Annotated in this window: 6 protein-coding genes and 1 pseudogene; all 7 read left to right on the top strand. The window is 69.7% G+C overall.

Translation table 11 applies throughout. The features are described 5' to 3' along the window. Positions 1–114 precede the first annotated feature (114 nt). A pseudogene (locus IZR01_RS47635) lies at positions 115–543 on the top strand (neutral zinc metallopeptidase); the annotation flags it as partial. A gap of 420 nt (positions 544–963) precedes the next feature. Continuing rightward, entirely contained in the window at positions 964–1,278 is a 315-nt protein-coding gene (mihF, locus tag IZR01_RS47630) for an integration host factor, actinobacterial type (protein ID WP_015793934.1), read from the top strand. A 98-nt stretch (positions 1,279–1,376) separates the two neighbouring features. Beyond that, positions 1,377–2,003 (top strand): guanylate kinase, encoded by a 627-nt coding sequence (gene gmk, locus IZR01_RS47625; RefSeq protein WP_194899404.1) that lies wholly within the window; start codon positions 1,377–1,379, stop codon positions 2,001–2,003. A 163-nt stretch (positions 2,004–2,166) separates the two neighbouring features. Then, positions 2,167–2,448, top strand: a complete 282-nt coding sequence (rpoZ, locus tag IZR01_RS47620) for a DNA-directed RNA polymerase subunit omega (RefSeq protein ID WP_015793932.1) — start codon at positions 2,167–2,169, stop codon at positions 2,446–2,448. A gap of 132 nt (positions 2,449–2,580) precedes the next feature. Beyond that, the gene (coaBC, locus tag IZR01_RS47615; RefSeq protein WP_194927706.1) at positions 2,581–3,804 is read left to right on the top strand and encodes a bifunctional phosphopantothenoylcysteine decarboxylase/phosphopantothenate--cysteine ligase CoaBC; all 1,224 of its coding nucleotides are present in this window, start codon (positions 2,581–2,583) and stop codon (positions 3,802–3,804) included. A gap of 133 nt (positions 3,805–3,937) precedes the next feature. Then, positions 3,938–5,137, top strand: a complete 1,200-nt coding sequence (gene metK / locus IZR01_RS47610) for a methionine adenosyltransferase (RefSeq protein WP_194899405.1) — start codon at positions 3,938–3,940, stop codon at positions 5,135–5,137. Positions 5,138–5,393: 256 nt separating this feature from the next. Continuing rightward, a complete protein-coding gene (locus IZR01_RS47605) occupies positions 5,394–6,008 on the top strand; it encodes a TetR/AcrR family transcriptional regulator (RefSeq protein WP_194899406.1) in 615 nt (204 codons plus the stop codon). Positions 6,009–6,025: the final 17 nt, after the last annotated feature.

Raw genomic sequence — 6,025 nt, 5'->3', positions numbered from 1 at the left:
AAAGGATCGCGGCGGCCGACCAGCCGATGAAGATCAGCGGCAGAACCAGGCCCGACGACCCGAACACCAGGGCCGCCAGGGTCAGCGCGACCAGCATGATCCCGGCCCACGCCAACGCGGTCCGGCGCCCGCGGCGGGCCGTTCGCGCAGGCCTACGTCCTCGCCCACGAGTACGGACACCACGTCCAGAACCTCACCGGGGCGCTGCGCAACAGCCAGTCCTCGCAACAAGGGGCGAACAGCGGTGCGGTGCGGGTCGAACTCCAGGCAGACTGTTACGCCGGGCTGTGGGCCCACTACGCCACGACGACGAAGGACGCCTACGGCAGGGTCCTGATCAAGGATCTCACCAAGCAGGACATCTCGGACGGACTGGACGCCGCGGCGGTGGTCGGCGACGACCGGATCCAGGCGCAGTACCAGCAGCGGGTCACCCCGGAGACCTGGACCCACGGTTCGGCGGCGCAGCGTCAGAAGTGGTTCCTCACGGGTTACCAAACCGGAGACTTCCAGTCCTGCGACACCTTCTCCGGCGCCGTTTGAACCTCCGTGCGATATTCCAGCGTTGTCCCGCCGTTACTCAAAGGCTGGATGCGTCATAGGCCGGAAGCGGTCGCGGCCGATACCCCGGCGCGCCGGAATGCCGGTTCGGACAAACGGATCTGACGCGATATCAGGGGCATGACGGTGTGATTCGAGCCCGGCAATCCGCCACGAATTACGCCGGACTCGCCCCCATTGGTCCGGGTATGCCCACGGGCTGGCCGAACGAGAAGCGCAGATCCCCTCTCCTAGCCCCCGACTACGGGTGTACGCTGCGGATTCGTTCCACCAGTTGTATCCGCGGGTCTCGTCCGCCAGGTGAGGTCCCGTATGTCTTGGGGGAGTTCGAGGTTTGCCATAGGCCTCGATCGAACCCGGACAAGTCCACCGACAGTACTCGAAGTCCAGAGGTGAACCGGCGTGGCTCTTCCGCCCCTCACTCCAGAACAGCGTGCGGCCGCACTTCAGAAGGCAGCAGAGGCGCGGCGTGAGCGCGCCGCTCTGAAGCTCCGTCTCAAGGCTGGCGGCGTGACCCTGTCCGACGTTGTGCGCGAAGGTCAGAAGAACGAGATCATCGGTAAGATGAAGGTCTCGGCTCTTCTGGAATCGATGCCCGGCATCGGTAAGGTCCGAGCCAAGCAGATCATGGAGCGTCTCGACATTTCCGAGACGCGCCGGATCCGTGGGCTCGGCGCCAACCAGATCGCATCACTGGAGCGTGAATTCGGCGCGTGACGTCCAACCTGCCCCGGCGCCTCATTTGAGACGCCGAGGTAGGCGACGCGGCACAACCGTCGGAATCGCGGCCCTGCGGCCCGGTACGATCTTCTCCCATGAGCGATCGCGCCGGAACGGACGGCCACGGTTCCGACACCCCTGCCTCTGAATCGGACACTGCCCCCGCACTTCTCACAGTGCTCTCGGGGCCCTCAGGCGTCGGCAAGACGACGCTCGCCAAGCACGTGCGCGAGGTCCACCCCGAGGTGTGGCTGTCGGTCTCGGCCACCACCCGCAAGCCCCGGCCCGACGAGGTCGACGGCGTGCACTACTTCTTCTACGACCGGCCCACCTTCGAGGACTTGATCGCCGAGGGCGAGTTCCTGGAGCACGCCGAGTACGCCGGCAACCTTTACGGCACCCCGCGCCGCCCCGTCGGGCAACGCCTGGCCGCCGGCCAGCCGGTCCTGCTGGAGATCGAGTTGCAGGGCGCGCGCCAGGTCCGCCGCGCGATGCCCGCCGCCCGCCTGGTCTTCCTGGCCCCGCCGTCCTGGGAGGTGCTGGAGCAGCGGCTGCGCGGCCGGGGCACCGAGCCCGAGGACGTCATCGAGGCGCGGTTGGCCACCGGCCGGATCGAGTTGGCCGCCGAGAGCGAGTTCGACGTGACGATCGTGAACACCACGGTCGCCGAAGCGGCGGCGGAACTGGTCGAGCTGGTCACCGGTTCGCCGATAAACCACTGACGGGCACGGCCGAAAACCACTGACGGGGACTGCCGTCGGCCTGATCGCCACCGGTGTACTCACCGGACCGGCAGGTCCGAGCCTCCAGAGCTGTTAGTCTAGAACGTCCGGGTCGTGGGGATCCGGAAATGATCTTGCTCGTCTGCGACAGGAGTCCTCACGCGTGTCCGCCACTGAGCCCGAAGGCATCATCAACCCGCCGATCGACGAGCTGCTGGACGCCGCCGGCTCCAAGTACAGCCTGGTGATCTACGCGGCCAAGCGCGCCCGGCAGATCAACGCCTACTACTCCCAGCTCTCCGAGGGTCTGCTGGAGTACGTCGGCCCGCTCGTCGACACCCATGTCCACGAGAAGCCGCTGTCGATCGCGCTGCGCGAGATCAACGCCGGCCTGCTGACCGCCGAGCCGATCGAGGCCGGCGCGCCCGGCTCGGTCATCCAGTAGTCTCCCCGGTTCGCGAGGAGGCGGCGCCACCAGCCGCTCGCCCCCGCGGTCGGCGTTCATTCCGGCGCCGCCCCCGGTCGGCCGGCACGCGCTGACCGGCGTTAGGGTCAGAACGTGACTGAACACTCCACGATGCCGTCGCCCAACGTCGTTCTCGGCGTGGGCGGCGGCATCGCCGCGTATAAGGCCTGCGAGCTGCTGCGGCTCTTCACCGAGTCCGGGCACGCGGTCACCGTGGTCCCGACCGCCGCCGCGCTGCACTTCGTCGGCGAGCCGACCTGGGCCGCGCTGTCCGGGCGGCCGGTGGCCACGCAGGTGTGGGAGCACGTGCACGAGGTGCCGCACGTGCGCATCGGCCGGCACGCCGACCTGGTCGTCGTCGCCCCGGCCACCGCCGACCTGCTGGCCAAGGCCGCGCACGGGCTGGCCGACGACCTGCTGACCAACACCCTGCTCACCGCCACCTGCCCGGTGGTGTTCGCGCCGGCCATGCACACCGAGATGTGGGAGAACGCCGCCACCCGGGAGAACGTCGCCACCCTGCGCCGGCGCGGCCTGTACGTCATCGAGCCCGCGGTGGGCCGGCTGACCGGGGCCGACACCGGCAAGGGCCGGCTGCCGGACCCCGCCGCCATCTTCGAGTACTGCCGCTCCCTGCTGACCCGCGGCACGGCCGCGGCGGATCTGGCCGGGCTGCACGTCGTGGTCTCGGCCGGCGGCACCCGCGAGCCGATCGACCCGGTCCGCTACATCGGCAACCGTTCCTCGGGCAAGCAGGGCTACGCGCTGGCGGCCACCGCGGTGGCCCGCGGCGCGCGGGTGACCCTGGTCGCGGCCAACACCTCGCTGCCGGATCCGGCCGGGGTGGACGTGGTCCCGGTGGCGACGACCGCGCAGCTGCGGGACGCGGTGCGCGCGGCCGCGCAGGACGCCGACATCGTGGTGATGGCCGCGGCGGTGGCCGACTTCCGGCCCGCCGAGCCGGCCGAGTCGAAGATCAAGAAGGCCGACGACAGTTCGGCCCCGGAGATCCGGCTGGTCCAGAACCCGCACGTGCTGCGTGAGCTCGGTCACTCCCGCATCCGGCCGGGACAGACGGTGGTGGGGTTCGCCGCCGAGACCGGTGATGCGCACGGGACGTGGCTGGAGCACGGCCGCGCCAAGCGCGCCAAGTACGGCGTCGACCTGCTGATCGTCAACGAGGTCGGGGTGGACCTGACATTCGGCGCGGACCACAGCGCGGCGGTCCTGATCAGCGCGGACGGCTCGGAGGAGCCGGTCGCGGACGGCCCGAAGGAACGGCTCGCCGACGTCATCTGGGACCGGGTACTTAAGGTGCGCACCGACACCGACTAAACTGGCCTCGCGGTCGTTTCGATCTTCGTGACACGCACGCGCCTGGGGAGAACCCAGGCGTGTGTGCTTCGTTCGGGGGCCGGGGCGTCGCGTCGACCTGTAGTCAGCAGCCGCTGCGAACCTAGGAGTACCCATGTCCGGTACCGTCCGCCGCCTGTTCACCTCCGAATCGGTGACCGAGGGGCACCCCGACAAGATCGCCGACCAGATCAGCGACGCGATCCTCGACTCCCTGCTCAAGGACGACCCGAAGTCCCGGGTCGCCGTGGAGACCCTGCTCACCACCGGCCAGGTGCACATCGCCGGCGAGGTGACCACCACCGCGTACGCCGACATCGCCCGCCTGGTGCGCGAGACGATCCTGGCCATCGGGTACGACTCGTCGAAGAAGGGCTTCGACGGCGCCTCCTGCGGCGTCCAGGTGTCCATCGGCTCGCAGTCCCCGGACATCGCGCAGGGCGTCGACGACGCTTATGAGGCGCGGGTCGAGGGTGACACCGACGAGTTGGACCGCCAGGGCGCCGGCGACCAGGGCCTGATGTTCGGCTACGCCTGCACCGACACCCCGGAGCTGATGCCGCTGCCGATCGCGCTGGCGCACCGCCTCTCGCATCGGCTTGCCACGGTGCGCAAGGACGGCACCATGCCGTACCTGCGCCCGGACGGCAAGACCCAGGTGACCATCGAGTACGACGGCCACAAGCCGGTCCGGCTGGACACCGTGGTCCTGTCCACCCAGCACGCCTCCGACATCGACCTGGACAACCTGCTCACGCCGGACATCCGCGAGCAGGTCGTGGCCCCGGAAGTGGCCGCGCTGGACCTGGACACCACCGACTACCGGCTGCTGGTCAACCCCACCGGCCGGTTCGAGATCGGCGGCCCGATGGGCGACGCCGGACTGACCGGCCGCAAGATCATCGTCGACACCTACGGCGGCATGGCCCGGCACGGCGGCGGCGCCTTCTCCGGTAAGGATCCGTCCAAGGTGGACCGCTCGGCGGCCTACGCGATGCGCTGGGTGGCCAAGAACGTGGTCGCGGCCGGGCTCGCGGAGCGGTGCGAGGTGCAGGTCGCGTACGCGATCGGCAAGGCCGAGCCGGTCGGGCTGTTCGTCGAGACCTTCGGCACCGGCCTGGTGGAGGACGTGCGAATCCAGGAGGCGCTGCTCCAGGTCTTCGACCTGCGGCCGGCCGCCATCATCCGCGACCTGGACCTGCTGCGCCCGATCTACCAGCAGACCGCGGCCTACGGGCACTTCGGCCGCGACCTGCCGGACTTCACCTGGGAGCGGACCGACCGGGCCGAGGCGCTGAAGAAGGCCATCGGCTAAAGGCTCAACAAGCGCGCGTCGAGCGAGGCCGAGCACGAGGGCCGAGCACACCAAGAGTCGAGCGCGAGTACGGGCTTCGAGCCCCGGTTCCCGATGGGGGCCGGGGCTTTTCGCGTGCCCGGACACCGCCACCGGCAGACGGTACCGACCGGTACCGACTGATATCAATGCCTTGCGCTCAGAACGGTACCGATCGGTGCCATTCCCGATATCAGCGGTGGCGTCCCCTGGGGACCGATCGGTACCATTCCTTGCCATGGCGGTACAGGCGCGGGAACGACTACTGGATGCGGCCGAAAAACTGTTCTACGACCAGGGAATCCGCGCGGTCGGGGTGGAACGGATCCTGACCGAGTCGGCGGTCGGACGGGCCTCGTTCTACCGGCACTTCGCGAGCAAGGACGCTCTGGTGGTCGAGGTCCTCACCCGAACCGACCAGCGCTGGCGCGCCTGGCTGCGCGCGACGATCGAGAGCTACGGCGTCCCGGCAGCCGAGCGCCCGGTGGCACTGTTCGACGCGCTGGGGGAGTGGCTGGACGGCGCGGGCTACCGGGGCTGCGCCTTCATCAACGCGATGATCGAGGCCGCCGACAGCGACAGCCCGATCCACGGCGTCGTGGTGGCACACAAGGACGCGGTCACGGACTACGTCCAGCAGCTGCTGGTCGCCGCCGGCCGCGAGGACCACGCGACCCTCGCCCCGGAGCTGATGCTGCTGATCGAGGGCGCCCTGGTGACCTCGGTGCGCGAGGGCTCGTCGGAGGCGGCGACCCGCGCCGGGCGGATCGCGCGGATGCTGCTGGCCCGGCCGTCGGATCCGAGGGACGCGGTGCGGCGGCGGCTGCGGGTGGTTACTGGCGGGATGCGGTAGGGGGCTGCTGTTGGGGG

The sequence above is a fragment of the Catenulispora pinisilvae genome (assembly GCF_015356865.1).
Classification (GTDB): Bacteria; Actinomycetota; Actinomycetes; order Streptomycetales; family Catenulisporaceae; genus Catenulispora; species Catenulispora pinisilvae.
The sequence above is the reverse complement of the archived record's forward strand: the minus strand, read 5'-3'. Positions and strand labels throughout refer to the sequence as shown.